Genomic DNA, 26878 nt, shown 5'->3' on the forward strand with positions numbered 1-26878 from the left:
TACTAGTGGGAAACCTCCCGAGGCTCGCTACCGGGAGCACGAACGCCGGAAGGCCCTGACACGTGACGTGGCACGCGCAGGGCCTTCCGGGGTACGGCCAGGAGTGGATCAGTCGTACAGCTCGGCCACCTCGTCCGCGAAGTCAGTCATAATCACCTTGCGACGCATCTTCAGCGACGGCGTCAGGTGACCGGACTCCACGGTGAATTCGCTGGGGAGCACGCGGAAGCGACGTACCGCCTCGGCCGTGGACACCGCCGCGTTGCCCGCGTCCACGGCGCGTTGCAGCTCCTGCAGGAGGTCGGGGTCATTGGCCAGCTCCGCGGAGGTGGCCTCGGCCGGCTTTCCCGCGCTGGTCTTCCAGTGCTCCAGGTACTCCGAGTCGATGGTGATGAGCGCGGCGATGTACTTCTGCCCGTCCCCCACCACGAGCGCCTGGGCGACCAGAGGGGAGGAGGCGATGCGATCCTCGATCAGGGCGGGGGACACGTTCTTACCCCCGCTCGTCACCAGGATCTCCTTCTTCCGACCGGTGATCCGCAGGTGACCGTGGTCGTCGAACTCTCCGATGTCGCCGGTGCGGAACCAGCCGTCCTCGGTAAAGGCCTCGGCGTTGGCCGCTTCGTTGTTCCAGTAGCCCGTGAACACCGGCCCTCCGGTGCACTGCACCTCACCGTCCTCGCCGATTCGCATCTGCACGCTCGGCACAACCCGGCCCACCGTCCCCGGCCGGAAGGACTCCAGCGAGTTGACCGTGACCGCCGCACTGGTCTCAGTGAGCCCGTAACCCTCGAACACCGTGATGCCGCAGCCCCGGTAGAAGTGCGTGAGGCGCTCCCCCAACGCCGCGCCCCCGGAGATGACGTAGCGCAGGTTCCCGCCCAGCGCGGCACGGAACTTGCTGTACACCAGCCGATCGAAAAGAGCATGGCGGAGGCGCAGGCCCGGACCGGGCTTCTCCGCCTCTGAGTAGGCGATCGCCGTCGCTGCCGCGCGGTCGAAAATCTTGCCCTTGCCGCCCTCGTACGCCTTGCGTCGGGCGCTGTTGTACGCCTTCTCCAACACGTACGGAACCGAGAGCAGGAAGGTCGGCTGGTAGCTGGCCAGCTCCGCCGGAACCTGCTTCACATCGGAGCAGTGCGCCAGAGGGGTCCGCGCCACCGTGGCACCGACCTGCACCATCCGACCGAAGACGTGGGCAAGGGGAAGAAAGAGCAGAGTCGAGGCGGGAAGGTCGCCCACTGGCCCGAACATGGTGCGTAGCAGGGCGACCGAATTGCCGGAGCCGGCGAGCAGGTTGGCGTGGCTGAGGGTGCACCCCTTGGGCATCCCGGTGGTGCCCGAGGTGTAGATGATGGTGGCGGTGTCCTTCGGCGTGACGGCCCTCCGACGCTCGTCTACGACGGCCGGTTCGACCGCGGCACCCGCGCCCCGAAGCTCCTCCACCGCCCCGGCGTCGAGCTGCCAGACATGCTGCAGGGCGGGGAGACTGCCCCGCATTCCCTGGACCACGTCCTCGTGCGTCGCGTTCTCCACCACGACCGCCACCGAACCCGAGTCACTGAGAATCCACTCGATCTGCTCGGGCGAGGAGGTCAGATAGATCGGAACGGGCGACGCCCCGATCGTCCAGAGGGCGAAGTCCATGAGTGACCACTCGTACCGATTACTGGAGAGCAGGCCGACGCGATCCCCGTGCTCGACCCCCTTGGCGATCAACCCACGGGCCAGATCGGTGACCTCGCTGAAGAATGTCGCGGCGCTGACCGGCTCCCAACGGTCCCCGACCTTGCGGTGGAACACCGGCGCATCCGGCTCCTCGGCGGCGTTGACCGCAACGAGGTCAGCGAGCCCGCCCTTCTCCGGCACCACATAAAGCGGCGGCGATGTCGACTCCCGCACCCGATCCTCCAATATTCAGTGGCGGCGGTCGCCGTTGCTGACATCAGGGGAACCGGCCGCCCAGCCTGTTAAGAGATTTCAGAACTCCGACAGTGATGCGTTACCGGACTCGACGCAGACAGCCCGGCTTTACTGGGAAGACCACAAACAAGCCGGCGGGAACGATCTGCTGCGCCCCACCAACCGCGCATTCACGTTAACCGAATTCTCGGCTAACGGGAAGGTCTGTTCGGCGCCACTCTCCGCCCACCAGGCCGGTCCACAGACCGGCAGGCCACCTCGGCCCACCCGTCCGGTGCGGCCGCCCACCCCCATCCCACAACCCGCCGGGGCAAACAGCCTCACCAGGGACAACTCATCGAGCGCCAGCCGCCACCGAAACCAACCCCACCATCGGTGCCGCCCGACCGGCGAGGCGCCCCGGCGACGCAGGTGCGCAGGGCGAGGTGTCCCACCCGGTGCAGATTGACCGCCCGTCACAGCTTCACCCCGGCGTATCGAGCCTGTTCGGGCTTACTGTTGAACCACGCTGCCGGCGGCCACAGGTCACCACCACTACAGCCCTTCCCGCTGGCGACGGCAGCCAGCGAGCGGTCGATGAGCTGCACGATGATGGCCGCGCCACTCGGGCATGCCCATCCTGCACCTTCGGCTATTGACCGCCGGCCGCCAGGTCGATCCCGAAGCCCGAAGCGGCCCGTTGCGGAGCACGCGCGCGAGCACGGGCATGACTCTCGGAGTACCAGGTGTAGACACCATCCTCCTCCGCGTGAGTGGCCTTCGCGCCGCCGACGCCGCACGCGGCACGGTGACGGATCAGCTTCGCGCCCCTGATTGCCGATACAGGACATTGATCGCCACCAGTCCCGCAACCAACATGTCGATCTCAACTCTCCCGTGGGTGGCGGGACCGGTGTATCCGGTGGGGACCCGCAGATACCAGGAAGCCTGGAGCGAAGTATGGCGTGCGCAAGGTGGCGTACAGGTCGTAGAAAATCGCTCCCAGGCGCCAACGCCGCCAGCACAATGAGCGAATTCGGGGAAGAGCGGGGTTCAGTCCTTCAACGACCCTTTGCTCGTAGCTGGCGATCAGATCAGGGCATTACCGCAGATGCTCCTCAGTGGCGTGGGCGAGGTGGGCGAACATCTCACGACGAGAGGTTTCTCCGGTGCCATGGCGCCACGCCAGCGATCGCTCGATCAACCCCTACCCTGCCGTAGCGCCGCCGAGCCTACCGCTGATCAGCGCTTGGGTAGCCTGGCCGTACGCGTCGGCGTCAAGGCGGGGATCCCAGGAGCGCTGCAAGATGAAGCCCTGGATGATTGAGATCAGGACCTGCGCCGCGGCGTCCGCGTCGATGCGGACGCCACTGTCGACGCAGTTGACCTCGATGCTCTCCCGAAGCGCGGCGCGGGCCCGCCGTAGCCCTTCCTGCATCCGCTGGGCAAGGGCTGGATCGCGGAGCGCCTCCCCCCACGCCTGCACCGCCAGCCGCATCCGCTCGTCGATCTGTTCGAGGTCGAGCAGCGAGCCGGGCAGCGTAGCCAGCAGGTCGGCGACGGGACGACCGGCCTGGACACCGTCGCGGACCACCGTCTCGATCACGCCGATCGCCTCCAGGGAGATCGCCATGACGATGTCGTTCTTGGTACGGAAGTAGCGGTAGACGGCTCCGAACGACAGGCCGGACTCATCCACCACATCCTGCATGGAGGTGCGGTGGAAACCGTCGCGGGCGAAGCGGGTGGCGGCGGCCGACAGGATCTGCCGGCGGCGGGCAGCACGGTGACCTTCGGAGACTCGCGGCATCCGCTCATCGTAAAGCGAGCACTCGCTCTTGACGGCGCCCAGCGGGCGGGTGCACGCTAAAAAAAAGCGAGCGCTCCCTTTTATTAATCATCGGCCACCGGCCATCGGTAGAGAGGTGCACGACATGCCACACCCGCAGGTGCTGATCGTCGGGGCCGGCCCCACCGGCCTGGCCCTCGCCGCCCAACTAGACCGACTCGGTGTCAACACCCGGATCATCGACACACACGCCGCCCCGCTGGCACTGACCAAATCCGCCGCGCTGCACGCCCGCACGCTGGAGCATCTCCGCGACCTCGGGGTGACCGACCGGATCCTCGCCGAAGGACAGCGGGTTGACGTGCTCACCCTGCGAACGAGCCACCGCGACCGCCTCAGCGTCGACTTCCGCGTGCTTAACGACACGGCGTACCCGCACCTGGTCGACATTCCGCAGTACCGCACCGAGCAGATCCTCATCGACCACCTGACCCGGCACGGCGTTCCCCTGCACCGCAGCACCACCCTGGTCGGCCTCACCTCGACCGACAGTGGAGTCACCGCCACCCTCACCACGCCGGACGGCGACACCGAAACCGTCACACCACAATGGGTCGTCGGCTGCGACGGCGCGCACAGCACGGTTCGGGACCTGCTCGGGATCGACTTCGACGGCACCACGTACAGCGATCCGTGGGTGCTCTGCGACGCGGTGGTCGACTGGCCGTTGCCGCGCAACGAGATGACCTTCTCCAGCGACGGCAGCGGGATCTACGGCGTCTTCCCCCCTACCCGGGCGAGGGCGGTTCCGGCTGGCGTACACCCAGACCATCGACGCCACCGGCCGGCTGCTACCCCCCACCCACAACGACGCGCAGGCGGCCCTGTCCCGGACCGGCATCCCCGCCACCATCGAATCCACCGACCAGTTCTGGACCTTCAACCTGGCCCGTAAGCAGGCGACCAGCTACCGCCTGGGTCGAGTCTTCCTGGCCGGCGACGCAGCGCATGTCCACACTCCGTTCGGCGGCCAAGGGCTCAACCTCGGCGTCGCCGACGCGATCAACCTGGGCTGGAAGCTCGCCGCGGTGATCGCCGGCTGGGCCCCGACCGCGCTACTCGACAGCTACCAGGCCGAACGGCATCGCATCGGACGACAGGTCGTCCGCTTCACCCACCTCGGCGCGGCGGCGATGCTGTTACGGAGCGACCCGCGCCGGCACCTACGCGACCTGGTGCTGTCCGGGCTACAGGCCAGCATGCCGGCCCGCAAACTGCTCGCCTATCGACTGTCCCAACTCGCCCACAGCTACCGCGGCACCGCCGGGGTGACCGGTCGTGCGGGCAGTCTGCACGGTGGGGACCGCCTGCCCGACCCGACGCTGTTCGACGGAGTCACCCACCAGCCGCAGCGCCTGCACGACCAACTCGCCACCGACCGCCACACCCTCCTGCTGGCCGCACCGAAGCCCGACCCGACCCTGCCCACACAGATCAACAGGCTGGCCGACAGACTGTCCCGCCGCTGGCCAGGTGCGGTGGAGTTGCGGCTACTGACCCCCGCCTGGCAGGTGGCCCAGGCCGTACGTGCCCAGGTTCCGGTCCTCCTCGACCGGGGCCGCAATGCCCAGAAGTTGTACGACGCCGGCGCCGTGGCCTTCGTGATCCGGCCGGACCGGCACATCGGCTATGCCGGCCCACCGGAGCCGAACCGAATCGAGCGTTACCTGTCTGCACTGCTGAAGAAAGACGACGCCGCGCCGCATGCCCAACGAGAGGTCGACTTACGTGGAATGTGAAAACGGCTATCCGGGTTGACTCTGAACCTGATCGAATAAGGACAGCACACCCACGTCGTTCGGTGGACCACGAGCGATGTGGCGCAGGCCGAGCCTCCCTGCGCCAATCCCTGCCGGCAGCGGTTCGGGCTGAACCGCAACCACCTGCGAAAACCCGCGTGCCATTCGACCATCCCTCAGTCGCGACGGAGGCCGGGGCCAAGGCCCACGCATCGACACCGAAGATTCCACAACCACAAGGGAGGTGTTAGATCAAGTCGAAAGTAGACTTCCGACAGACCGACGATCCTGATAGCGTGACCGGGCTCGGGAAGCGCGCCCGGCCCTGCCGGCCGCTCCTATCCCGACATCATCGGCCAAAGTTACCGGAAACGGGGATTCGTCGAATCCTGTCGCGCAACGGTGGCAGACACCGGCGCCGCTGGGACCGACACATCCTTTCAACCTTCCTGGCTCACGTGGCTCGGCCGAGTCCGTGTAGTCCATGGAGCAAGGGAGAGGACAGCTTGTCATCACAACCCACCCCCCAACACCCGTGGCGGTTCCGTGCCGCGACGGCGCGCCGGATCGTGAGCATCGGCACGGGCCTGGCAGTCGGCGTCGCCACACTGCTGGTTCCCACCAATCCGGCGGTCGCCGCTGAGGGCACCATGCTGGACACCCCCCGCGACTTCAAGACCCTCGACAAGGGCGAGCTGCCGGCGGGCGCCATGCCCATGACCAAGCCCACACCGCGGGAGGGCGCGTACGGCAAGCCCTTCACCGGCCGGGCTGGTTCGGCGCAGACCCGCGTGGTTGGTGGCGAAGAAGTGCCAGCGTCCGAGTACCCGGGCGTGGTCTTCATTCTGTCCGAGTTCACCTGGTCCGACGGTTCCGGCGAGCCCCTACGCTACGGACTGTCATGCACCGGCACGGTGATCAGCCCGACCAAGGTACTGACCGCGGCACACTGCGCCACGGACCTGCCGCAGGGCACGATCTCCGTGATCGCTGGCCGCAGCAACGTCAGCGATGACAGCGGCGGCTACGTCGCACGTGTCGCAACCACGTACACGCACCAGGGCTACAACCTGGCTGCACAGTACGATGACCCAAACCAGGTGCCGGTAGACGATGTCTCGGTGCTGTTCCTGAAGTCGCCGCTGCCGGCGGTATACACACCGGTGACGCTGTCGGCTCAGGGCGACCAGACGCCATACGCCGCTGGCACCCCGGGGCTGGTCGTGGGCTACGGCACGGCGCTAGCCGTCCCGGAATTTCCGGACGATCCCACGCTCGGCATCCTGCGTAAGGTCACCGTGCCGATGAGGAGCGACGCGGAGTGCACGGCCAGGTGGGCGGACAGCTACGACGCCAACCGAATGGTCTGCGCCGGGGACACCGGCGTCGACACCTGCGATGGCGACTCGGGCGGCCCACTGTTCGTTGACGGCCAGCAGGTCGGCATCACCTCGTGGGGTAGCGACCCATGCAACGGCATCTACGGCGTCTACGAGCGGCTGAGCTACTACGCGGACTCGATTCCGGTTGCACAGGACCTACCCCGCGAGACTTTGGTCAACATGGACTGGGGCGGCGACGGTCACAGCGACCTGATCGCCCGTACGGCTACCGGTGACCTAATCTTGGTCAGTGGCTCCGGGGTCGGCAGTGACGGCTACGGCGGCATCGTGTCGTACTCGGTCATCGGCAGTGGCTTCACCGGCTACAACAAAATATTCAGGACGATGAACTGGAACGGCGACGATACGCCTTCCCTCATGGCCCGCGATTCCGCTGGCAACCTGTACCAGTGGCGGACCGACGGGCAGGGAAATTACGTCGGCAGTGCCACGCTGATCGGCACGAGCTGGAACATGTTCACGGATATCATGGTCACCAACAACTGGACGGGCAACGGATACCCGAACCTGATGGGCCGCAAGCCCAATGGTGACCTGGTGCTCTACACGAGCGACGGCGCGGGTGGCTGGAGCAACCCGCGTGGCACCCTGATCGGCACCGGTTGGAACGATTTTGACACCGTACTCACTCCCGGTTCATGGCTCGGCGATGGCAAGCAGTCGCTGATCGGCCGTCGGGACAACGGCGACCTGACGCTGTACAACAGCGACGGCGCTGGCGGCTGGAGCAACCCGCGTGGCACCCTGATCGGCACCGGCTGGCAAGGTTTCCCCGTCTTCATGTCCCCCGGCGACTGGAACGGTGACAACCTGATCGACCTGATGGGCGTCAACTCAAACGGCACGCTGCGCCTCTACACAACTGATGGCAAGGGCGCGTGGCTCGACGGCTCAGGCACGAATGTGGACACCGGCTGGAATGCATTTAACATGGTGTTCTGATTCTGGTAACGGTTTCACTACTGCATAGCGGTATAGGGGGCCCTGGGTAGATCACCTACCCAGGGCCCCCTACTGTGCTCTGCCGACACACCGCGACTTCGTCCTGAGCCACCCGGTGCGCGTTCGGAGCCGGATCATTGGCCAGCCCGGTGCCCACCGGAACAGGGTGGCACTTCCCAGCCAATCGACAGGTACGCCGGCAGCGCCCTCATCAACCGGCAGGTCCGCGCGCCTATCGGTCCGACGCGCCGCAGGATCCGGTTGATGTACGCGGTTGCCCGGTCGATCAGCAGACGCCGGACGACAAAGCTCTCCACGTGACGCATCGCCGGCGCAACCTGCTCGGAAGTGGCCGATCCCTGCTCGCGGCTGTCCAACAACGCTGCGATCGTCCCATCACCAGGGGCCAAGCCATACGGTCACGACGCACTCCCTCCGCTAAATTTGCGGGGCGGCAGCCTTTTGACTCCACTGCTGCATTCCTTCAGGCACATCCGTTGGATCGACTATCACCTCGATCAGGGTCAACCGGTTCGGGCGCTCTTCGATACCAGTTAAGATCTCGGCCAGCTCGGCCTCGTTTCGGGCGATATGCACCGCGAAGGTTCCCTCCGCAGCAAACACCGCCGGTAGATCACGGTAGCGCCAATCGGGTATCTCCTCCCCGTAGCCTCTCCCAACCTCTTTTCCAATTGCCCGCTCGGAGGTGTAGCCACGGTTATTGATCACGAAAATGATCGGGTTTTGACCGAAGGTCAGCATCCGGCTAATTTCGTGCGAGGACATCTGCAGGCCCCCGTCACCGGTAATCGACACCACTCGCCGTTCGGGCATCGCGACTCCAGCGCCGAAAGACGCAGGAATAACATAACCGACCGCCCCCCAGTTCGGCGCCATCAAAACGGTGACCCCGGCCGGCAATCGCATCGTTGCCACACCAAAGAATGATGTCCCAACCTCCCCGGCCAAGATATCCCCCGGACGGAGAACCCCTTGGAGGACCGGCCACAGCCGTTCATGACAGATTGGCCTGGCGCCCGCCCGAGCCAGTTCGGACGGCTTAATCGATGGAGCCGCGCTACTTGGCCAACCACCCGCCCGAGTGGGTGCTATCTCGTGCAGTTGACCCAGCGCCGCAACCATAGAGATCGGGCCGAACCGGGTGCCGGCAACCTCTGCAGAATCCCGCTCCAAGCTTATGATCCGATCAGGATCTCGGTCCACGGCGAAAAGACCGTTCCAGGCAAAGAAGGTGACACCCAGGCAGACCAGGACGTCGGCACCTTCAACCACCTCCCGGATTGAATCACGACTCCCACTGCCACTATAGAGTCCGACGAAACGAGAATCCGACTCGTCAAATAATCCCCGACCGGGCGCCTGCGTGGCGACGGGCCAATTGTGCTCGGCGGCAAACGCGGCGACAGCAGGCCCGAGACCCAGGCGGATCGGAATATTTCCCACCAGTAGCGCTGGCCGCTCCGCATCTGTGAGTCGCCGTTGTGCAGCGACGGCAAACGCGTCCAGTTGCGCGGAGTTCGAGATCGGATCCGGGCGGGTGAGACGTCGCGACGGCTGCGGGACGGGCGTCCGAGCCACATCCGCAGGAATCCGTATGTAGACGGGACGTTGCTGCGACCAACACTCGGCCAGAACTCGGTCGATCTCCCTCAGTGCACACTCCGGGGTCAACGAGGTTTGGGCGACGGTCACCTGTCGGGCCACCTGAACCCAATGATCCGGAAAGCTATCCACAAGTGAATGACGGATCAGGGCACGCTCCCGCAGAACATCCGTCGATGGGGCAATCACGATCGATACGATCGGTACCGACTCAACCATCGCGGCAGCCATTGCGTTCATGCTCGATAATTCACCCGCACCGAACTGTGAAACAATCACTCCCAGGCCAGCAACCCGGGCATAACCATCAGCACTGAAGCAGGCGTTCAGTTCGCTGGAACTACCAACCCAGTCGATGCCGTCGAAGGCCAGAACCTGTCCGGTGAATCCCATTGTGAATTCGCCAGGCACTCCGAAGAGATGCCGCACACCCAGATCATGGAGGCGACCAAGCAACAGGTCGCCGACTGTTACCGACTCCCCGTTCTCCCCCACCATTCCTCCAATGGAAGCATTCTTCGGACACGTGCCGCGGAACAGCCTCACCCTAGCCTCGATGTTTCGCGCTCGCGGTAGGCTTCTCTAACTCGGCGACGCCGGACCAGGTGGTGGAGCAGCGACCGGTCGTCGGCCGGCCTGTGGTGGTGACCTGTCCGGTGGCCGCGGGTATGGGCGACAGCGCCGGCCGCTGTCGAGCTGCCGCACCGCCGGCCGCAGCTCACCGAACACCGCCTCGTTGGGCTCGCGTGCGCCGCCTGCGCGCGGTCACTGGACCTGCAGTCCCGGCCGTGGCCGTCCGAGCGGGTGCCGTACGGCTCGGAGATCAAGGCCACCGCGGTGCATGCCCGGACGGCCCAGTTCCTGGGTCCCAGATCGACTCAATCGCCGATTCGGTCGCCGGTCCGCCGCCCAGGGTTGATAATTCCCCTAAACGTCATGATGGCCACCGACCCCTTTACTGCTGCGCTGACTGCTCCATGAAGCGGGCAGGGGACCGAGAGCGCCCGCCTCATGACGCGATGACCGTGGGGACAGCCGGAGGGGCGGCAGGGTTCAGGCCCGCCGCCTAGCCGGCAGGTCGCGGGCCAGGCAGACAGCCCCGAATCGTGTCCCGGTAGGTGCGGTTTCAGGATCAGGCGGTGAGGATGTCGCGGTCGAGCGTTCCCGTAGCGGCCGCGTATGCTCGGCCGTGGCGGTTCCTCAACATTGCGCTGACCGTCTCGCTCATCAGCTGGATCGACCTCGGTGCCATCACCGTGATGCTGCCCTCAATCGACCGCGCGCTGGGCACCGACAACAACATTCTCCAATGGGTCTTCTCCGGCTACTCCCTGATGTTCGCACTCGTCCTCATCCCCGCAGGTCGGCTCGGTGACGCCAAAGGACGACGGTTTACCCTGCTCCTCGGCCTCGCCTTATTCGTCGGAGCCAACACGATGGCCGGAATCGCCAACTCCGGCACCATGCTGGTAGTCGCCCGGCTCCTGCAGGGCGCAGCCGCCGGTATCCTCACACCCCAGGTCAACGCGTTGGTGGAGGAGCTGTTTCGCCCCGGGGAACGAGGCCGCCCTTTCGGAGCAGTCGGTGCCACCTCCCACGCGGGCGCCGCCCTCGGCCCACTAATCGGCGGCATAGTCATCGCTGTGGGCGGGACGAACGACGGCTGGCGGCTGGTCTTTCTCGTCAACGCCCCAATCGGCTTCGCGGCGGCGGTGCTCATCTGGAGATACTTCCCGAAAAGACCGACCCGTCACCAGACCGATCACCAACACGATCTGATCGGTACGCTACTGCTGGCATTCGGAACCATTTTGGTGATCCTGCCCGCACTGCAACAGGGACAATGGACGGGGCTGCTGCCGTGGCTTCTGGTGCCGGCCGGAATCGGTGTCCTCGTCGCCTTCCGATTCTGGGAAGACGCCACGGCGCGACGCCACCCACCGGTCTTTGACTTCCGTCTGTTCACCCATCGGACGTACCGCCGGGGGCTACTAGTCGGATTCCTTCTCGGCGCCGGGTTTGCCCCGCTACCGGCAATCTTCAGCTTCTACCTGCAGTACGGCCTCGACCGCAGCCCACTAAACACCGGTCTCACGATCGCACCATTCGCGATAGGTTCGGTCCTCGGGGCCGTGCTCGGTGGACGGAAGGTTGACCGCTATGGCCGTCCGTTGTTGGCTATCGGACTCGTCGTCGTCGTGGCGAGTCTCGCCATGACGATAGCCTTCGCCGGCCTGCACGGGACGACCTTCTCGATCGTCAACGGGTTCACGCTACTACTCGTCGGGGTCGGTGGCGGCCTCGCGATCACACCGAACAACACGCTGGCCCTCCAGGAGGTGCCCCGGGCTGATGCCGGCAGCGCCGCTGGCATGTACCGCACCATGCGGCAGGTCGGATCCGCGATCGGGCTGGCGATGATAACCGCGACCCTGTTCGCGACGCTCGGGGCCAACGACGGACGCTGGTCAACCGCGCTCCGGTACGCGCTCGCCGTGGCGATCGGCATTGTCGCCGCCGCCCTGCTCACCAGCCTGGTCGAGATCCTCGGCAGCCGCCGCTACGGACGTGATCGGGCATCCTGATCCACTCTCTGCCCCGGCGGGTGACCCGCCCGATGCGGGGCCCGGCTCGGCGCGATGGCGGTCCGGGGCCATTCACGTGTCACTCCAGCCCACGTCAGGGTCTGACGTCTGGTGCGGGGTGGCGACCGGTGGCTTCACTCAGCTCCACACATCGGGGTGCGCCAGATCCGAATCCAATGATCTCTCGGACAACCGGCACCCGAGCAGCTCCCGAGTACTGGCGACATTGACGTCTCGCCGCTCCGGCCTCAGTGGCGCTACAAGCGATCAACGGCACGGTCTCTGGAGGCTCAAACTCAGCACGGATCCTCCATCCTTCCAGGGGATTTGACACGACGTCAGACATCGCGTGACGATGGCAGTCAAAGTGATGGGAGTCAATGTTGTGGGTGTCATCACACGCCGGTCCCTGCTGGCCGCCGGCGCGACAGGACTACTGTCCACGATTGTCGGGGCGTCGCCGGCGCTGGCCGAATCGGTCGGGCCGATCCCGCCGTCACTGGTGACCACGTACGGTCTGGACACCCGGTGGTACGGCAAGTACGTCGATGCGTGGGGGCTACCGGTCTTCGGTCCGCACCACCTGCAGGACGAGACCCTGGTGCGGATGCGGAACCAGCTCGGGACCTTGCTGTGGACCTACCCGAACTGGCCCGTGCACGAGTTGAACCGGCAGAACGTCCGCCTCGTGGTCGTCGCCCGAGGTGAGCGCATGAGCGCGATTCCCGACGTGTACCAGCAGTTCGGCACGAGCCTGGACGACCGGTACTGGGCCGGATTCGGCGCCACCCCCTCCTTCCCGCTGTCGACCTGCACCGAGAGCAACGTGCTGGACAACCAGGGGCGGGCGAATCTGTTCGTGCACGAGTTCGGACACACCCTGCATCTGATGGCCCTGCAGAACATCGACCCGGCGATGTCCCCCGAGTTGTCCAGTGCCTGGAGCAACGCCCGCGCCAACGGTCTGTGGACCAACACGTACGCGGGAACGGATATCAAGGAGTACTTCGCCGAGGGCATCCAGAGCTACTTCGGAGTGAACTACCCCGGACCACCCGGCGGCGACGGCGTGCACAACGACATCAACACGCGGACGAAGTTGCAGGCTTATGACCCACCCCTGTTCAACCTCTTCGACCGCATCTACCGAGGCGCGGTGCTGCCGTGACGACGGAGCCACCGTTCACATCGCCGCGCGTGGACCGCCGCCAGCCGAGGGCTGGCCGCCGCCAACGCCAGTCACGATCACGCCATCATCGGCTCATGCAGCCGCTCCGCCCGGCACTCGCTGGCGCCCGACGTGATCCAGCCGGGGTCGCCTCTGCGCTACGGCACGTTCGTGAGTAGGCGTTGCAGAGCAGTCGTGGCCCAGTCCCGCCATCGCGTGTGCACCCAGCCCTGGTGGTGCACGAGCAGGTGGTAAGTCTCGGGGCTGAGAATGGCCAGGGCGGTGTCGGCGGCCGCGTCGACGGTCATGTCGGCGGTCAGCGGCGTCTTGCGGGCCAACGCTTCGGCGAAGACGCGTTGCACGGTGAGCCGCTGCTGAAGATTGGTCGCCCACACCTCGGCTAGTTCGGCGTCGATGGTGGCAGCGCTGCGCACGACGTCCAACAGTGGCGCGGCGCGCCGATAGACGTCCGCGGCGCCGGCGACCTGCCGGCGGATCTGCCCGTGTGGGTCCGGGTCGGCGAGTGCGTCCCGCACCCAGGGCCGCTCAAGCGTGGGAACCGGTTCGTCGTCACCGGCGATGGCCAGGTCGAGGGCCGCGGTGAGGATGGCCCGCTTGGTCCCGAAGCTGTAGTAGACGCTCTGCTCGCTCACGCCGGCCCTGGCGGCGATGGCCGCGATGCTGGTGTTGCTGTAGCCGGCAGTGGTGAACAGCTCGGTGGCCGCCGTGGTGATACGTGTCCGGGTGGACCGGGATCGCGCGGTCCGGCCGTCCTCGTGTGGTGTCTTCACGGTTGGTTGCTGGCGGTTGCGGTGTGGTGTATCGCTCACCCCATTGACTATAGCTCCACTACAAAAACATTCTTGTAGCGTGACTACAAAAACTTGGGGCCGAGGTGGGCTCGCCGCGCTGCTGCTGCTCACCTCCGTGGAGCTCGTGGTGTTTCTCGAGGTGTCGATCGTCAACGTCGCACTGCCGGCGATGGGTGCCGCGCTGACGTTGACCGAGTCCGGGGTGACCTGGGTGGTCAACGCCTACCAACTCACCTTCGGCGGCTTACAGCTGGTCGCCGGTAGGGCCGCGGACGTGTTCGGCCGACGGCGCATGTTCCAGGCCGGAATCGCGCTGTTCACCGGCGCGTCGCTACTGGCGGGCCTCGCGCCCGACGCGGGCACGCTGCTGCTGGGTCGAGCGATACAGGGCGTTGGTGCGGCGATCGTGGTCCCCGCCGAGCTCGCATTGATCGCCGCGATCTTCACCGAGCCCGCGGCCTACCGTCGGGCGTTCGCGGTATGGAGCGCCATGGCCGCCGCCGGCGCGGGCTCGGGTGTGGCGTTGGGCGGCGTCCTGACCCAGACACTTGGTTGGCCCTGGATCTTTCTTATCAACGTCCCGATCGGTGTGGTCGCCCTTGTCCTGAGCCCCCGCCTGCTGCCCGCCGACCCGCCCTGGGTCGGACGCGCCAGCGGCGCTCGGACGCGACTGGACCTGGTAGGTGGACTCACCGCCACCGGGTGCCTGCTCGCCGTGGTCCTGCTCGCCACCGAGCTGCCCACCACCGGGTGGAAGCCGCTCACCTACACGGCCGCCGTCGCCACCCTCGGGCTCGGTACGGTGTTCGCGGTCAACCAACGGCGCCATCCGGCCCCGATCCTGCCGCCGCAACTGCTGCGGATACGCCAGGTACGGACCGGCGTCGCCGCCAACGCTCTCGTGGGCGCCGCCCACGTGCCCGCGTTCGTGCTGCTGTCACTCATGCTCCAGCAGGCCATGGGATACTCCGCCCTCGCCGCCGGATTCGCCGTACTCCCCGTCGCCGCGGTCAACATGGTCACCGCGCGTACCGCGCTGCCCTGGGCGATGGGCCGCTTCGGGTCACACGTGGTTCTCGCGGCCGGGATGTTCCTGCTCGCGCTCGGCCTGGCCGGATATGCGACCCTGCTGCACCCCGGCGCCGGCTACCTGACCGCCGTGTTGCCGGCCAGCCTGATCTTCGCAGTCGGCCTGCCTGCCGTGTTCGTCGGTTCCACCGCCCCCGCCGTACGCAGTGCACCAGAAGATCAGCAAGGAGCCGCCTCTGGCCTGGTCAACACCGCCCAACGCCTCGGCGCCGCCCTGGGCCTCACCGCCTTGCTCATGGCCTCGGCGGCATGGACCGACAACCGCGGCAGCGGTGACGGGGCCGCCGCGCTCGCCGACGGTCTGCGCATCGGGTTTGCCGGCGCAGCGGGCATCGCCGTCCTGGGCATCCTCTGCGCGCTGTCGATGGGCACCCGAGAACCGAAGAAGCCGGCGAGCGGCGATACACCACCACAGGAGGCGGTCGCCCGATGAACCGGATCCTCGTCCTCGGCGGATACGGCGCCGTCGGCATGCACGCCGTGACCGCACTGGTCAGTCACCTGCCCACAACGGACGTGGTAGTGGCCGGCCGTAACCCACACCGTGCGCCGCGCGTGCCGGGGTCCACCGTGGTGCGCTTGGACGCCGCCGATCCCGGCCACCTGGCCACCGCGCTCAACGGGGTTGACGCCGTGCTCATGTGCGCCGAACTCGACAACGCCCGGATCGCCCGCGCCTGCCTGGAGCGGGGGATCCACTACGTGGACATCTCGGCTTCCCACCGACTGCACGTCGAGATCGAACAACTGGACGAGCTCGCCTCCCAGCGGCAGGCCACAGCGGCCCTCAGCGTCGGACTGGTCCCCGGGGTCAGCAACCTGCTTGCCCGACACTGCGTCGAACAGTCACCAACACGGCAGGTGCGAATCGGCGTGCTGCTCGGTTCCGGGGAACGGCACGGGCCAGCGGCGCTCGCCTGGACTCTCGATGGCTTGGGCCGCCTACACGGCTCGTGGGCAGTGCGATTTCCGGCTCCGCACGGCGAGCGAACCGTGTATCGGTTCCCGTTCTCAGACCAATACACGCTGTCCACCACGTTGGGTGTCGCCGCGAGTACCGGCCTGTGCCTGGACTCCCGGCTGACCACCGCGCTGCTGGCAGCCGCCGGGCGACCCGGCATCGCCCGCCTGTTACATCGCCCCTGGATCCGCCGCACCATGCTGGACGCGCTGTCCAAGATCAAGCTTGGCGGTGACGGATTTGCCGTCACCGTCGACTCTGGCACCAGTCGGGCAGGCTTCAGCGGTCGCCGGCAGAGCCGCGCCACCGGTCTCGCTGCGGCGCTACTCATCCGAGACCTGCCCGCTATGCCCTCAGGAGTACGGCACATCGAGCACCTCGTGGAGCCGAGAGCCTTTCTCACCGAACTCGCCGCCAGCGGATTCACCCTCAACCTCTGAAGCTGACCGCCCGGCAGCACGGCCCGGCTGGCAGTGAGGGCGGGCGACGTGACCGGCCCGGCGCCAAGGGGGCGCCGGGCCGGTCACGGGTCCGTCCTGCCGGGCGTCGGGGCCAGTCGTCTTCATGCCGCGCCTGCTGCGCGAACTGTTGGCGCAGCGCCGAACCGTGGACGTGCGTCCGTTCGGCCAGGTGAAAGACGCCGGTCCGGCCCGGGTTCGACCGGGCCACCCCTTGAGCAGATGCTCAAATCAGCCTACCCTCCGTTTGAGCGGTCGCTTAAACCTGGGAGGAAGCATGACCAGTGAGCCGGAGCCGAAGCCCAGGCGCACCTGGGCCAACTGGACACTCGCCGGCCTCATCGCAGCCTTCGGGCTCGTCGTCTACGCCGTCACCGTGGCCCAGGGGCGCGCCGACAGCGCCCTGCTCTTCGTCGGACTGCCGGTGCTGCTGGCCGCCGCACTCGCCCTGACCCCGGGCCGCACCACCCACGGCCGGGTCTTCGCCGCCACCACGATCGCGCTGCTGCTGGCCTCGGTGGCGCTGCACGAAGGCGCCATCTGCGTCATCCTGTCCGCGCCGCTGGTGTACGCCATGGCCCACGGCACCACCGCCCTGATCAGGCTGGCCCGCCGCGCCACCACCCGGGCGTACTCGCTGCTCGCCGTACCCCTACTGCTCGTACCCGGGCTCGAGGGCACCGGACTCGCCCCACGGATCACCCCGGAGCAGTCGGTCGAGGTGGTGCGGGTGGTTACCCTCCCGGCCCACACGGTCGGCGAGCGGCTGGCGACCGGACCTCGCCCGGTGCCGGTCCGGTCGGCGCCGCTGCGCCTGCTCGGCGTGCCCGTGCCGACCGGGGTCACCGGCGAGGGCCTCGCCACCGGGGACCGTTGGATGTTCGCCTACCACGACGGCTCGCACGGGCCGGGCGGGCATCTGCTCACCGAGGTCACTGGCAGCGAGCCGGGCCGGGTCGGCTTCCGGTTCGTCGAGGACACCGCCATCACCGGTCGGTGGGTCACCTTCCGGCGCGCGGAGGTGACCTGGCAGGCGGTGGACCGGGAACGCACCGAGGTGCGCGTCCGGGTGGCGTACGAGCGCGGTCTCGATCCCTCCTGGTACTTCGGGCCCCTCCAGGACGGCCTGCTCCACGAGGGCGTGGGGCACCTACTCGACATGCTCGTCCTGCCGTGACCACCGTCCGCTGGCTCACCCTGGGGGTGCCCCTGCTGGCGGTGCTGGCCGCGGCCTGGCTGGAGCGCGACCGGCGGGCACGGGCCGCCGCCCTGCTCGCCGCCGTTGCCGCTGCCCTGGGCGTCGCCGCGCTGAACGAGTCGGCCCGCCGGACGGGCTGGTACGCATTCGCGCCGGTGCACGGGGCCTACCGGGGGATGCCGGTCGACCTGTGGCTGGGGTGGGCGGCGCTCTGGGGCGCGCTGCCGGTGTTGCTACGCCGGTTCCTGCCCCTGCCCCTCGCGCTGGGCCTGCTGCTCTGGCTCGACGTGGTGGCGATGCCGGCGCTGCACCCGCTCGTCCTGCTCGGGCCGCACTGGCTGGTGGGCGAGGTGGTGGGGCTGCTCGCCGTGGCCCTCCCCGCGCAGCTGCTCGGCCGGTGGAGCGCCGACGGCCGGCACCTGCGGGCCCGGGTGCTCCTCCAGGTCGTCGTCTTCGCCACGCTGCTGCTGTGGTTGGTGCCCGGTGTCGCCTTCGCGCTGGGTGACGGCTCGTGGTCCCCGCTCACCGGGCTGTCCGGGGCCGCCCTCCTGGTCCTGGCCCAGGTCGCGCTGCTGGTGGCCACCCCGGCGCTCATCGCGGTACGCGAGTTCGCCGGACGGGGCGGCGGCACCCCGTACCCGTGGGACCCGCCGGCCCGGCTCGTCAGCACCGGGCCCTACGCGTACCTGGCGAACCCGATGCAGGTCGGCGCAACTGCGCTGCTCCTGCTGACCGCGGCCGTCACCCGCAGCCTGGCGCTGCTGGCCGCGACCGCCCTCGCCGTGGCCTTCAGCGCGGCCGTGGCCCGGCCGCACGAGGAACACGACCTGGCCCGCCGGCACGGGGACGCCTGGCGGGAGTGGCGACGGGCGGTACGCCACTGGTGTCCGCGCTGGCGGCCGTACGCCTCGGGTGCGCCCGCGGTGTTGCGGCTCGACACCGGGTGCGGGTCCTGCGTGGCGATCTGGCGGTTCCTGGCCCGGCGGGACCCGGTGAACCTGATGATCGCGCCGGCCAAGCAGGGGCAGCTGCGGGCCGCGTACACGGGCGGCGACGGCCACGCGGAACGGGGGGTGGCCGCCGTCGCCCGCGCTCTCGAGCACCTCAACCTCGGCTGGGCCGGGGTGGGCTGGACCCTGCGGCTGCCCGGCATGACCTGGCTGGCGCAGCTGGTGACGGATGCGATGATCGCACCGCCACACCCGGCGGGAGGAGAGCGATGTCCGACACCAAGCGACGCCTGCTCCACGGCGCCCTCGCCGCGATCCGCCAGCATGGCATCGCCGGCGTCTCGGCCCGCACCATCGCCACCGCCGCCGGCGTGAACCAGGCGCTGGTCTTCTACCACTTCGGGACGCTCGACGAGCTGCTGGCAGCCGCGTGCCGGACCGGCACGGCCGAGCGGGTCGCCCACTGGTCGGCCCGGCTGCGCCAGGTCGGGTCGCTGCGCGAACTGCTCGACGTCGGGCGCGTCCTGCACGAGGAGGAACGCGAGCTGGGCAACGTGTCAGTGCTGGCCCAGATGCTCGCCGGCGCACAGGCCGACGAACGCCTCGCCGCCCCCACCGCCGAGTCCCTGCAGCTGTGGGTGGACGAGATCGAGCTGGTCCTGCGCCGGCTACTGGCCGGGTCACCGTTCGCCGAGGTCGCCGACGTGCCCGGGCTCGCCCGCGCGGTGTCGGCCGCCTTCATCGGCCTGGAGCTGTACGACGGCGTCGACCGGCCCTCCGCCGAGCGCGCCATCGAGGCACTGGACCAACTCGCCGTGCTTATCGAGATCGTCGACGACCTCGGCCCGATCGCCCGGCGCGCCCTCCACAACAAGATCAGCAAAGCGACCCGACGCTAGCCACAATGCCGGCCGAGTGGTCGAGAGCGGTCAACGGTGGCAGCGTCGCCGTGTTCCAGGGTCGGGAGGCGGGAATCGAACCTTCTCCGTTGCCAGCCCCCGCCGAGTTCACAGTAGCGGGAAGTCGAGCAGGATGCGGTTGGATACCGCGATGCTGGCATTTCAAATACGGGTGGAGGCGAGGTAGTCGGCTGCGCCAGTGGGGGTCATGAACCAGTCGGTGAGAGTGGTCGGATCCGCGAATCCGGCAGCAAATCGTCGGGCGACTTCTGGGTTGGTGGCGGCGGTGGCGAGGATTTGCTGCACATGCTCTGGTAGGGGTTGCAGCATAGCGTTGGTCCAGGCGGTGACCGCGTGAGCGGTGGTGGCCCAGAACGATTCGAAGGTGTCGCGCATCCAGGTGGTGTCGAAGGGCCGGTCGGCGTGGGCGAGGATGGCGCGTAGATAGTGGTCAGCGCATTTGGCGGCGGTGTTGGAGCCCTGGCCGGTGATGGGGTCATTGGTGATGACGACGTCGGCCATACCCAGTGCGACGCCGCCGTTGGGTAGATGGGCGACCGGTTTGCGTACGGTGGGGGTGAACCGACCGTGCAAGGTGGCCTTGGCATCGGTCAGTTCGACGTTTCGGCATCGCTCATACACCCACGGCACGTACTGCTTGGCGAGGTCGAGGGTGGTCTGGAGGTGTTCGGTGGGTGGCACCCGGCTGCCGTTGGTGGGCCAGCGGTCCAGGTCCTCACCTGGGACAGCCTCCCAGAAGAGGATGTCGCAGGCGCCGGCTTGCGTGAGGGCAGGAATCACGAACAGTTCGCCGAGGCCGGGCACGGCGTGGAATCCGACGTGCGGAGCGGGCCAGTCCGGGTCGGGAGCGAGGCCGTGGACGTAGGCGATGGCCAGGCCGCGTTGTGGGGTTGTGTGGGGTGAGCGGACTGGGTCCCGGTCGAACGCGGCGGCGAGATCGCTTCTGCCGGCGGCGACGATGGTCAGGTCGTGGTGGCCGTGCGTGGTGAGGGTGTCCAGGTCGGCGGCGGAGGCCGTGCGGTAGACGACAGTGGCGCCGCGGTGTTCGGCGAGTTCGAGCCAGGCGGCCATCTTCAGCCGTTGGTCGGTGGACTGGGCCGGTCGCTCCAACTCGGCGATGACGTCCAGCGCGCGGATACCCGGCGGTGCGGACAGGTTGACACGCAGGCCCGCGATCGAGGGCGCCTGGTCGTCCCACAGGTTCAGCTCGTAGCGGCGTTCGGCGTCCAGCGCGGGAGCGAACATGGCCTGGGTGGAGGTCGGCCAACCGTTACGGATCTCATCCGGGGTCTGAGCCGACATGATCGTCACCTCGTAGCCCTCGGCGAGTAGCCCGTGGGCGAGTTGCAGGCCGGACTGCCCGGCACCGACGATCAATATCCTGCGCATGGGTGTTCCTTTGGTTCAGAGCTGTCGGCTGACCGACGAGACGAGCAGGGTGTGGGTTTGCTGGCGTCGCCGCGGGGCCAGGGTGCGAGCGGGCGAGCAGGACGTCGTACAACGCCCGCCCGTCACTGCCACCGACCAGCGCGGTCTCAATGCCGTCGTCGACGGCGTACACCGGATCGTGTGGGAAGTGCGGAGGGTTGCAAACGACTAGGTCCCAGGGTTCGGGGACTGCCAGTTCGGCGAGGTCCCCGACGATCGTGGCCACCTGGGCGGGTGAGATGCCGTTGCGGGACGCGTTGTCGCGGGTCACCTCCGCACATGCCGGATTGATGTCCAACGCGGTAACATGTGCCGCGCCCGCCGAGGCCAGGGCCACCGTGTACAGGCCGGAGCCACACCCGATGTCCAAGACCCGGGCACCCGAAAGGGGCAGGCCGGGTTCGGCGTTCAGCGCGCTCAGCAACGTGAGCCCCACGTCGGTCGGGAAGAGGACTAGGCCGTCGTCCGGCGTCTCGATCTCGATCCGCCGGCCGAGTACCTCCTTCGTGGCCGAGATGGTGCCGTTACGTGTCGGCCCCAATTGGCAGAGTGCATGCGCCGCTCCTGCCGGGACCCTCACCCGGACCGTCTGCGGCTGCGCATTGATGACGTCGGTGCTGCTCATAAAGATTTCTCCTCATCATCAGAAGAAGCCCTGCTGGAGAGCCGGTAGGAGCGGGGTGTGCCGGGCTGGCCAGCCGAGGAAGCGGTCGAAGACATGGGCGGTGCTGCCGGTGTCGCTGGGCCGGAGCTGGTGCAGATCGTCGATCGCGTCATGCAGGCAGCTGGCCAGATAGAGGAAGAGACTGACCAGGCTGTCCCTGTACTCCGTCAGAAGGGCGACCTTCGCCGCGCCGCAGGGCCACGGCTGGCCGCACCGTCGGCACAGCCACAGTGGCCGCATCGGCACGTGCGGCAGGGAGTGCTCGTTAGGGGCCGTCATACCGGCCACCACGGCAGCGCCAGCGGACGCAACCGTAGATGCGCCAGGGGCGCAGGCGTCCCGATCTCCGCGTAGAAGCCCCGGTCGCTGCTCATCGAGCCTCACGCTCCCGCGTCTGCCGCTCGAAAACGATCTGCCAGACGTACGTCAGCAGAGGCGGATCGACCGACACCGGTCGCAACGCTTGAGCCGCTGCCGGGCGGCCTCTTGGCAGGTCGCCCATCGTCGCGTTGCGCGAGAGGTAAACGGTCATGGCCGGCCCCCGCTCGGGTCCGCCGCCTGAGTGCGGTGGGCTTGCCGGCGTACCGGCAAGCCCACCGCCGTCGGCCAGCGGCGGGGAGCAAACCGCCGGTCACCCGCCCACACAGCCTCGCTGGCGGTACGCGAACGGGGAGTCACCCGTACGGTCGACGAAGTGCCCGGCGCGAGCACTTGCCGGTGCGTCGGGTCGCATTCCGACCTGTCGCCGATCGACACGTCCATCTGGTTCTCCCTGGCGTGACATTGCCGCTGACCCGCCGGCGCCATGGGATCAGGATCGTCCTAAACCGTTCCGCCGACGTGTTCCTGACGTCCACGATCGCGGGCGGCACGGGCCCGAGACAGACCCAGCGTGGTGGGCCAGGGTGGGCCTCACTGTGGTCGGCCCCGACCGACGCGAGGAGGAAAGGCGGTACTACGCCGTCCCTACGAGACTCATTTCAGAGGATGTGCCAGCGGCGAAGTTCCGGCCCGCCATGGACAAGTCCTGTAATCCGGTGGTGCACCTCGTCGGCGGCCTCGGTCTCGGGGCGGGACTTTCGGGCGTTGGTAGCGATCATCTGCAGCTCGCGAAGCTGGCACAGCTCCTCGAACCCCGGCCAGCAGGTGGCATCCCAGCCGTAGGCGGCGGTGAAGTTGGCGAAGGCATCGGAGCCGGGCGGATCGAACCGGCGGCAGTGGACAGCGACCGTGGCGATGTCCCACTCGCGGGGCCCAAGGGCGGCGCCGTCCCAGTCGGCGAGTACGGGCGTGCCCTCGAAACGCCGGAGCGCGTTGCGAATCTGCGGATCTGACTGGATCAGGCTCGTGCCACGGGGAAACCGCATCGCCTCCCAGCCGGCGGCCAGCGTCTCGAGCCGGCCTAGCAGCAGATCCTGTTCCTTGCCGTTCAGGATCTCCGAACGGGTCACGGATAGCTCGATGCCATGGATCGGCCGCAGCACGGGCAATGGCAGTTGCGGAACAGGCAGGGAATGCAGATCCCGGAGAAGGCTTCCGAGTTCGGAGACGGTGATGGGATGGTCGTGTGCAGGGTCCAGACGCTGCCAGACAGTGACGGCGTGCCCGCCCACCTCCAACGGCTGGGACAGGCCCGGGTGAAGGCCGACGGTGGGGAACTCTCGGTCCACCAGCCAGTCGACCACGGCCACCATCGCGCGCACCCGGTCCAGGTCCTGGTCACCAGGGGCGATCTTGATGACGACGTCCCCGACGGCGTAGACGGCGTTGGTGTGGTGCCGCAGCAGACCCGCGTCCGAGTCGGGGTAGCCGAGGAGACGACATACCTCGGCGAGCACCGGTCGGGTGCGCGCCTCGACGAACATGGGGCTCCTAGAGACCGAGTGCGGCTGTGGTCCCAAGCCTACGGGCGCGCTCGCGGCAGGCCCGTATGTAGTCCGTCAAGGTGGCGACCTCACCCCGCTGGCTCTCTCCGGGAATCGCCGTGGACACGTCGGTCGCCCTGGTCAAGATGATCTCCGTTCGCTGCGTCTCGGGCAGGTCCGCGACGGCATCCCGCGCGGTTACCGCCGCCTCGGTCGCCCGCCGGTCCCGCGCGAGACACATCGACCGGTCCAGGGCGATGAGCGCCACGTCGATCGGTACGGCCGGAGCCGTGCCATAGAGCCGCAATGCCTCGTCCTGAACCCGGTACGCCTTCACCGTGTCACCGAGCCAGGTGTACGCGCCGGAGAGGTAGAGCAGCAGCCGCTTCGCCGGGAACCTGAACGCCACGTCGGTGTCCTCGTCGCCAGCCTGATCGAACAGCCGGCGTGCCTGATCGACGGCCAATCGCGCCTGCTCGATGGCACCGATTCTGGCCAGGGCACGAGCCCGGCCCACAGCCGCCAGGGCAGCCGACGACGATGCGGCCGGAGTGACCGCCAGAGCCGCATCAGCCAGAGCGACGGTCTGGGCGGGATCCCCGAAGTAGTACGGCAGCATCGCCGCCTGGGCCCGCACGAGCACCCTGAATCGAGCCTCCCCGCTGTCGTCCGCCGCGTGGATCGCGGTGCCGTACCATCGCCGAGCCTCGGCGACATCCCCAAGCCTCATCAACGCGTCAGCACACATCGTGGCGAGCAGCGCCGCCACCCCGGACAGCCGGGCCTGGACCGCCGCCGGCTGGCGCCGAAGCGACAGCACCTGCACCTCTCGGCAGTCGGCGGCCAGCAGCAACAGCATCATCTGCGGCGAAGCTGAGGGATAGACCCGCAGGTGCTCGCCAGCAGCCTGCTCGACCAGCTCAAGCTGTCGAGGGGCGACACTCGACGCCGCCAGCGCCTCATCCAGTCCCAGACGGATTCTGACCAGACTTCCGACCTCGCTGGCCCCCACACCGGCAGGCGATCGATCCGTTCCACCCTCCACGGCCACGCGGCTGGCGTCATGCGGCATGACGCTGTCCTCGTCACAGCCGAGCCCCATGGCCGGACGCGGAATGTGCAGACCCACGGCGATCCGTTCCAGCACCTCGTACGCCGTGACCTGCCGGACGCCCTTGGCGATCTCAGTAGCGCGGTGAGGCGAGAGGCCAACGAGAGCCGCGATCCTGCCGTAGGACACGCCTCTGGCGTGAAGGAAGCGGAAGACCGCAGTGATGTCGCGTTGTCGCAGGAACTCACTGATCGGTCGGCCGTTCCACAGCCCCGAACTCCACCACTCGGGATCCACCTGCGCGGCCACGATCACCTCCGATCGGACGACGACCACCTGACAGCACAGCGCATCTGCGCCATCACCTCAAGTCAATGGCGTCGAGTCGACAGCCCAACCAGAGTCGACGCTCGGGGTGGCATCCGGAAGACCCACGATGAGCCCTCAGCGTGTCCCCTCCTGGGATCAGCGCAGGCTCCGGAGCGCTATTACCTGTCCAGCCGAGCCTTGGTCGCCGGTCTGGGACGGAAGCGAGTGAATGCAGATGAGGCAAGAGCCGTCTATCAATAATCCGTCGCAGCCCAGCAGAGGAAGCAGATCTATAGGCACCCACCAGGCAGAACGCCCGCAGAAGGTGGAGGCCCAGAGTCGAGCTGCCCCGGCCCCGTCACACACCCATTGGCATCCATCGTTACCTGACATAGAGTCACTGGCTAGTCACATTAAGCGCAAACGACCGGGCGGCGACTTGCGGATGATGACCAACACCCACAGAGCCAACTGCGCAAATGCCCAAAGGCCGGGCTGCACATGCTCCGGCTGCGGGGGCTCACAACACGGCTGGAAGGGATGGACAAGTCTGGCCGCCGACCGGCCAGAGAAGCGCGACGTCCGGCGGCGCGAACTCAAGGAGAAGGTAGAGGCGGACCAACAATCCGGACGCCGGAGTTTCAACGCCTACAACCGCCAGGTCTACTTCGACCTCGCACGCTTGGACATCGCCGACTACCTGTGGGCCGCCGACGACCGAACCATGACCAACGGCCGACTACCACGCGAAGGTGAACCACCATCGACGTCATCAGACCTTGGCCGGATGGACACCGTCGCCCGAGAGGTCATGGAGGACACGTGGCCCGAGATCTCAGCCGGCATAGACAGCCTCGTCCGGAACAAGGCTGACGCCAGGGAGGCCAAGAAGCGCCTGGCTGATCACACATGGTGCGGCCTGCTGGTGGCCCTGATCCAGTTGATCGAAAAGATCAACAAGACCGTCGAACTGCTGACGGATACCGCCAAGCAGTTCATCACCGACGCGTTGACGCGGCGGTTCGATTCGGGGCTGCCCCGGCTGGTGACCGACGCCGTAATCCGCCTTGTCGTGGACAAGGTGTGGTCAGCCCTGGCGAGGCTGCTGGAGGCTCACTTTCCCCTACTCGGAACAGACACCCTGCGCGTCCTGAGGATGCTGGCCATCTTCACCTGCCCCTCGGTCGAACACCACCCAGAGGTCTACAAGCACGCCGTCCGGCCGCTCATGAGCGACGCGCACGCGATCATCACGGACGAGATCAAGACGCACGTGGTCACCCTCTTCAGCGCGTGGTGGCGGCGGCGCGCCCCGGAAGCTCTGGCCTGACGCGCCCCGCCCCGGACACGCCCGGCCCCATCAACCCCGGAAAGAACCAGCGGTGCGCGCCGGACGTACACGAGACCCGCGTTCAGTCCGGGCAACACCGGCCCGGTCCAACGGCCGCCGAGCACCCGGCGAGCGACCAACCACCACCGCCGTACGCGAAAGGCCCCGACCGGCACAGAAGTACCAGGTCAGGGCCTTGCTCGTTGGTGCGCCGCCAGGGACTCGAACCCCGAACCCGCGGATTAAGAGTCCGCTGCTCTGCCAGTTGAGCTAGCGGCGCTCGTTGGCAACGGGGAGAACCCTAGCACGCCAGTTCAGCCGGCTTCTAATCCGATCCCCGCTCCCCTCTTTTGGTCGAATTTTCGGGACAGATAGCACCAAAACCACCGAGGCGACCTTGGGCGGGTGAGTGCGAGGGGCGTGGTTGCGGCACGATGTGCGCCAGTTGCGCGCCGAAGGCGTGGAACGACAGTTCCGCAGGCGGTGGCGACCGGCTCCGTCGGACCGATTACGCCGGCGTTGACACCCCGGTCTACCGCTGCGACGACCAGAAGTAAGGAAAAGCACATGCGAGCCGTTCCGCACCCGCCGCTCCGGCACGGGAGACGCCGTCCCGGTCTGCGTCGGTCCGG

Annotated in this window: 19 protein-coding genes, 1 tRNA gene and 2 pseudogenes; 11 read left to right on the plus strand and 11 right to left on the minus strand. The window is 67.6% G+C overall.

Going from position 1 to position 26878, the window contains the following annotated elements; genetic code table 11:
- Window positions 1-108: 108 nt before the first annotated feature.
- Window positions 109-1902 carry an AMP-dependent synthetase/ligase gene (locus AC1UKG_RS12810; RefSeq protein WP_482641766.1) on the minus strand — a complete coding sequence of 598 codons (1794 nt, stop codon included), beginning with the start codon at window positions 1900-1902 and terminating at the stop codon, window positions 109-111.
- Between the two features lie 1207 nt (window positions 1903-3109).
- Window positions 3110-3712 (minus strand): TetR/AcrR family transcriptional regulator, encoded by a 603-nt coding sequence (locus AC1UKG_RS12815; RefSeq protein ID WP_482641767.1) that lies wholly within the window; start codon window positions 3710-3712, stop codon window positions 3110-3112.
- A 124-nt stretch (window positions 3713-3836) separates the two neighbouring features.
- On the opposite strand from AC1UKG_RS12815, the pseudogene AC1UKG_RS12820 reads away from it, so the two are divergent.
- Together AC1UKG_RS12820 and AC1UKG_RS12825 are read left to right on the plus strand one after the other, a co-directional pair.
- Window positions 3837-5490 (plus strand): annotated as a pseudogene (locus AC1UKG_RS12820) (FAD-dependent monooxygenase).
- A 569-nt stretch (window positions 5491-6059) separates the two neighbouring features.
- Window positions 6060-7835: a trypsin-like serine protease gene (locus AC1UKG_RS12825; protein WP_018813560.1), complete on the plus strand. Its 1776-nt coding sequence runs from the start codon at window positions 6060-6062 to the stop codon at window positions 7833-7835.
- 438 nt (window positions 7836-8273) lie between these two features.
- Here the strand turns inward: AC1UKG_RS12825 and AC1UKG_RS12830 are convergent, their stop codons facing one another.
- Window positions 8274-9956, minus strand: a complete 1683-nt coding sequence (locus AC1UKG_RS12830) for an alpha-keto acid decarboxylase family protein (RefSeq protein WP_482641768.1) — start codon at window positions 9954-9956, stop codon at window positions 8274-8276.
- Window positions 9957-10603: 647 nt separating this feature from the next.
- Here AC1UKG_RS12830 and AC1UKG_RS12835 point away from each other — a divergent pair.
- From AC1UKG_RS12835 to AC1UKG_RS12845, 3 genes and pseudogenes are all read left to right on the plus strand, one after another.
- Window positions 10604-12043, plus strand: coding sequence for an MFS transporter (locus AC1UKG_RS12835; protein WP_018813557.1), 1440 nt, complete (start codon window positions 10604-10606; stop codon window positions 12041-12043).
- Between the two features lie 385 nt (window positions 12044-12428).
- Window positions 12429-13211 carry a hypothetical protein gene (locus AC1UKG_RS12840; protein ID WP_475890964.1) on the plus strand — a complete coding sequence of 261 codons (783 nt, stop codon included), beginning with the start codon at window positions 12429-12431 and terminating at the stop codon, window positions 13209-13211.
- A 27-nt stretch (window positions 13212-13238) separates the two neighbouring features.
- Window positions 13239-13337 (plus strand): annotated as a pseudogene (locus AC1UKG_RS12845) (XRE family transcriptional regulator); the annotation flags it as partial.
- A 32-nt stretch (window positions 13338-13369) separates the two neighbouring features.
- Here AC1UKG_RS12845 and AC1UKG_RS12850 read toward each other — a convergent pair.
- Window positions 13370-14041, minus strand: coding sequence for a TetR/AcrR family transcriptional regulator (locus AC1UKG_RS12850; protein ID WP_026271185.1), 672 nt, complete (start codon window positions 14039-14041; stop codon window positions 13370-13372).
- Between the two features lie 97 nt (window positions 14042-14138).
- On the opposite strand from AC1UKG_RS12850, the gene AC1UKG_RS12855 reads away from it, so the two are divergent.
- From AC1UKG_RS12855 to AC1UKG_RS12875, 5 genes are all read left to right on the plus strand, one after another.
- A complete protein-coding gene (locus tag AC1UKG_RS12855; protein WP_482641917.1) occupies window positions 14139-15545 on the plus strand; it encodes an MFS transporter in 1407 nt (468 codons plus the stop codon).
- Window positions 15542-16513 (plus strand): saccharopine dehydrogenase NADP-binding domain-containing protein, encoded by a 972-nt coding sequence (locus tag AC1UKG_RS12860; RefSeq protein WP_018813553.1) that lies wholly within the window; start codon window positions 15542-15544, stop codon window positions 16511-16513. The genes AC1UKG_RS12855 and AC1UKG_RS12860 overlap by 4 nt, the downstream gene beginning before the upstream one ends.
- A gap of 295 nt (window positions 16514-16808) precedes the next feature.
- Window positions 16809-17708, plus strand: coding sequence for a hypothetical protein (locus AC1UKG_RS12865; protein ID WP_482641769.1), 900 nt, complete (start codon window positions 16809-16811; stop codon window positions 17706-17708).
- The gene (locus AC1UKG_RS12870) at window positions 17705-19054 is read left to right on the plus strand and encodes a methyltransferase (protein ID WP_482641770.1); all 1350 of its coding nucleotides are present in this window, start codon (window positions 17705-17707) and stop codon (window positions 19052-19054) included. Before AC1UKG_RS12865 ends, AC1UKG_RS12870 begins: the two co-directional genes overlap by 4 nt.
- Entirely contained in the window at window positions 18949-19578 is a 630-nt protein-coding gene (locus AC1UKG_RS12875) for a TetR family transcriptional regulator (protein ID WP_475890969.1), read from the plus strand. Before AC1UKG_RS12870 ends, AC1UKG_RS12875 begins: the two co-directional genes overlap by 106 nt.
- 162 nt (window positions 19579-19740) lie before the next feature.
- Here AC1UKG_RS12875 and AC1UKG_RS12880 read toward each other — a convergent pair whose 3' ends face one another.
- The 6 genes from AC1UKG_RS12880 to AC1UKG_RS12905 form a co-directional block, all read right to left on the minus strand.
- Window positions 19741-20988: a styrene monooxygenase/indole monooxygenase family protein gene (locus AC1UKG_RS12880; RefSeq protein WP_482641771.1), complete on the minus strand. Its 1248-nt coding sequence runs from the start codon at window positions 20986-20988 to the stop codon at window positions 19741-19743.
- The gene (locus AC1UKG_RS12885; protein WP_482641772.1) at window positions 20879-21652 is read right to left on the minus strand and encodes a methyltransferase domain-containing protein; all 774 of its coding nucleotides are present in this window, start codon (window positions 21650-21652) and stop codon (window positions 20879-20881) included. Before AC1UKG_RS12885 ends, AC1UKG_RS12880 begins: the two co-directional genes overlap by 110 nt.
- Before the next feature lie 18 nt (window positions 21653-21670).
- Window positions 21671-21970 carry a hypothetical protein gene (locus AC1UKG_RS12890; protein ID WP_050565294.1) on the minus strand — a complete coding sequence of 100 codons (300 nt, stop codon included), beginning with the start codon at window positions 21968-21970 and terminating at the stop codon, window positions 21671-21673.
- Between the two features lie 91 nt (window positions 21971-22061).
- On the minus strand, window positions 22062-22223 hold the full coding sequence (gene amcA / locus AC1UKG_RS12895) for a multiple cyclophane-containing RiPP AmcA (protein WP_482641773.1): 162 nt from the start codon (window positions 22221-22223) through the stop codon (window positions 22062-22064).
- Between the two features lie 448 nt (window positions 22224-22671).
- Complete coding sequence (locus AC1UKG_RS12900; RefSeq protein ID WP_482641774.1) at window positions 22672-23556, minus strand: phosphotransferase; 885 nt, start codon at window positions 23554-23556, stop codon at window positions 22672-22674.
- Window positions 23557-23563: 7 nt separating this feature from the next.
- Complete coding sequence (locus tag AC1UKG_RS12905) at window positions 23564-24922, minus strand: NsdA family TPR-like regulatory protein (RefSeq protein ID WP_482641918.1); 1359 nt, start codon at window positions 24920-24922, stop codon at window positions 23564-23566.
- A gap of 439 nt (window positions 24923-25361) precedes the next feature.
- On the opposite strand from AC1UKG_RS12905, the gene AC1UKG_RS12910 reads away from it, so the two are divergent.
- Window positions 25362-26246 carry a hypothetical protein gene (locus tag AC1UKG_RS12910; RefSeq protein WP_018815601.1) on the plus strand — a complete coding sequence of 295 codons (885 nt, stop codon included), beginning with the start codon at window positions 25362-25364 and terminating at the stop codon, window positions 26244-26246.
- 204 nt (window positions 26247-26450) lie between these two features.
- On the opposite strand, the gene AC1UKG_RS12915 is transcribed toward AC1UKG_RS12910, so the two are convergent.
- A tRNA-Lys gene (locus AC1UKG_RS12915) sits at window positions 26451-26526 on the minus strand.
- Between the last annotated feature and the right edge of the window lie 352 nt (window positions 26527-26878).

The sequence above is a fragment of the Salinispora sp. CH2A1_6 genome (assembly GCF_056820975.1).